Here is a 2879-nt window from a genome sequence, read left to right on the forward strand (position 1 = left end):
GTGGCCGCGGCGCGGGTGCCCGCGCCGAGTCCGGGTCGGACAGCGGAGCAGAGGGCGGGTCGAGCGCGGCCGACGCCGGCGAGTGACGCGTGCTGCCGACCGTCGGTGCCGACGAGGGCTCCGGGCCCGCGCCTGAGCGTCCCGCGACCGCCACGGCCGCCACAGGGCCGGCGGTCGCGCTCGCGGCGCACCGCGCGCGCCTGCGGCGGCTGCGTGTCGTGTACGCGTCCGTCCTCGTCGTCCTCGCGGTCGTCGGCACGGTGGTCGTCGCCCGCGTCTGGGTGACCGGCGAGGTGCACAACAGCCGGCTGCGGGCCGTGGCCACGGCACCGGCACCGGTCGCGTCCGCGGCGCCGACCCCGACGCTGGTGAAGGCGTGGGACACGACCGACACCGCAGCGATCGGCGCGCCGCTGTCCGGTGGCACCGTGGTCACCTTCGACGACCACACCGTGCGCGGCCGCGATGCCCGCACCGGCGCCCAGACCTGGTCGTACTACCGCAGCAACCGCGCGGTCTGCACCGCCGCCCAGGCCAACGGGGTGACGATGGCGATCTACCGCGTCAACGGCAACTGCGACGAGCTGACCGCGCTCGACTCCGGCACCGGCAAGCGGCGCTGGACCCGCACCCTCGACATGGACGGCCACCCCGTGAACGGCACACCGACCGTCTCGGCCACGCCGTACACGCTGCTCGTCGCGACGTCCGACGTGATCTACGCGATCGACCCGGGCAGCGGCTACGACCGGTGGGAGTTCCACCAGGCAGGGTGCCGCATCCAGCGCGCGGTCGTCGGCAGCAGCGGCGCCCTCATCAGCCAGGTGTGCGACGCGCCCCAGTGCGACGGCGACCGCTTCTGCGGCGCCGGCCCGCAGCTGCTGCTGCGCGACGCGTACACCGGTCGCGACGACAAGAATTCGGCGATCAACAAGGACGGCAAGAACCCCGACCAGATCCACTGGAACAAGCTCGGCGACACCGACATCCCGGTGTCGGCCGACGGGGTCATCGCGGCGATCAACCGCACCACGCGCGCGCTCGACCAGCTCGACAACCAGACGGGCAACCCGACCGTGCAGGTGCGGCTCAGGCCGACCCCGAGCCAGCTGACCGGGATCGTGGCCGTGCCCACGACCGCCGTCGAGCTGATCTGGATCCACGGCATCACGTACGCCGTCGGCACCGGCGCGACGGACGCGGCCTGGACGCTGGCGTCGTCGGGCCCGCCGACCGTCGTGGGCACCACTCCGACCGAGTGGCCGGCCGTGGCCGACACCGCCCGGGTCACGATGACCGCACCCGGTGGGGCGGTGCTCACCGTCTCGGCGTCCACCGGGAAGGTAACGACCCGCTCGCAGGGCGCCGCGACGGCACCCGGCGGCACCGCGGTCCCGGTGGGCTCCGGGTTCCTGGTGCAGAACGACGGAGGCAGCGTGGTGTACCGGTGAGCGACCAGCTGGCAGCGGGCGGCCGGCGCACCGAGGTGGCCGGGCTCGCGGCGCGGCAGGCCGGCGAGCCGGTGCGCGGCGACGTGCTGCTCGTGCCCGGCTACACGGGCAGCAAGGAGGACTTCGCGCCGCTGCTCGATCCGCTGGCGGCCGTGGGACTCCGGGTCACCGCCGTCGACCTGCCGGGCCAGTACGAGTCGCCCGGGCCGGTCGGCCACGACGGCTACTCCCCCACCGCGCTGGCGGCGGCGGTCCATGCGGTCATCGACGAACTCGGTACCGGGCCGGTGCGGCTGCTCGGCCACAGCTACGGCGGCCTCGTGGCCCGTGCGGCCGTGCTCGCCCGGCCCGCGGCCGTGCGGTCGCTCGTGCTGCTCTGCAGCGGGCCCGCGGCGCTCGACGGCGACCGCCGGGCCAGGCTGGAACAGCTCGAGCCGGTGCTGCGCGAGCACGGGCTCGCCACCGTGTACTCGCTCTCGCAGGCCGCCGCCCGCACCGATCCGGGTTGGGTCGAACCGCGTCCCGAGCTGGCCGCCTTCTACGAGCGCCGCTTCCTGGCCAGCACCGCCGACGGCCTGCTCGGCATGGGCGCGGCCCTGCGCGCCGAGCCCGACCGCGTGGCCGAGCTGGCCGCGGCGGGCGTGCCGGTGCTCGTCGCCTGTGGCGAGCGCGACGACGCCTGGGCGCCGGCGGTGCAGCAGGACATGGCGCAGCGGCTCGGCGCCCCCTTCGTCGTGATCCCCGACGCCGCGCACTCGCCCGCGATCGAGCACCCGGCCGCCACGGTGGCCGTGCTGCAGGCGTTCTGGGCGGACGAGTCGCGGGTCGGCTGACGTCCCCCGCCGGTCGGCCGCGTCAGGCGACCGGCTCGAGCGCGGCGGGCAGGGCCAGCAGTCGTTCCCACGACTCGGCGCCGGTCGTGCAGTCGCCGAGCCGGGTCGTCTTGTTCGTCCCGTGGTAGTCCGACGACCCCGTCGGCACGAGGTCGAGCTCGCGCGCGAGCGCCGCGGCGTGGGCCCGGTCGTCGGCGTCGTGGTCGGGGTGCTCAACCTCGAGGCCGACCAGCCCGGCGGCCGCCATGGCCGCGATGACGTCGTCGTCGACGATGGGGCCGCGCCGGTGCGCGAGCGGGTGGGCGAAGACGGGCAGGCCACCGGCTGCGCGGACCAGCCGCAGCGCGGTGAAGACGTCGGTGTCCTGCTTCGGCACGTAGAACCCGGCCCGCGAGTTGAGCAGCTCGCGGAAGGCGGTGTCGACGTCGGCGACGACGCCGGCGGCGACGAGGGCCCGACCGATGTGCGGACGACCCACCGTGCCGCCCGCGGCCAGGGTGCGCACCTGCTCCCAGCTGATCGGGTAGCCGGCCGCGACCAGCCGGTCGACCATCTGCTCACCACGGGCGAGCCGGCTGGTGCGCAGCCGGCTCCA

The 2879-nt window shown here is 75.6% G+C and carries 2 protein-coding genes and 1 pseudogene; 2 read left to right on the plus strand and 1 reads right to left on the minus strand.

Annotated elements, in window-relative coordinates; all coding sequences use genetic code 11:
* The first annotated feature begins 89 nt into the window (after positions 1–89).
* Together ACTHMS_RS00145 and ACTHMS_RS00150 are read left to right on the plus strand one after the other, a co-directional pair.
* Entirely contained in the window at positions 90–1451 is a 1362-nt protein-coding gene (locus ACTHMS_RS00145) for an outer membrane protein assembly factor BamB family protein (RefSeq protein WP_440304649.1), read from the plus strand.
* Positions 1448–2284, plus strand: coding sequence for an alpha/beta fold hydrolase (locus ACTHMS_RS00150; RefSeq protein WP_440304650.1), 837 nt, complete (start codon positions 1448–1450; stop codon positions 2282–2284). The genes ACTHMS_RS00145 and ACTHMS_RS00150 overlap by 4 nt, the downstream gene beginning before the upstream one ends.
* 22 nt (positions 2285–2306) lie before the next feature.
* Here the strand turns inward: ACTHMS_RS00150 and ACTHMS_RS00155 are convergent.
* Positions 2307–2879 (minus strand): annotated as a pseudogene (locus tag ACTHMS_RS00155) (phosphatase); the annotation flags it as partial.

Origin of the sequence: Jatrophihabitans sp., from assembly GCF_051960575.1 — a bacterium.
GTDB lineage: Bacteria > Actinomycetota > Actinomycetes > Mycobacteriales > Jatrophihabitantaceae > JBQCEE01.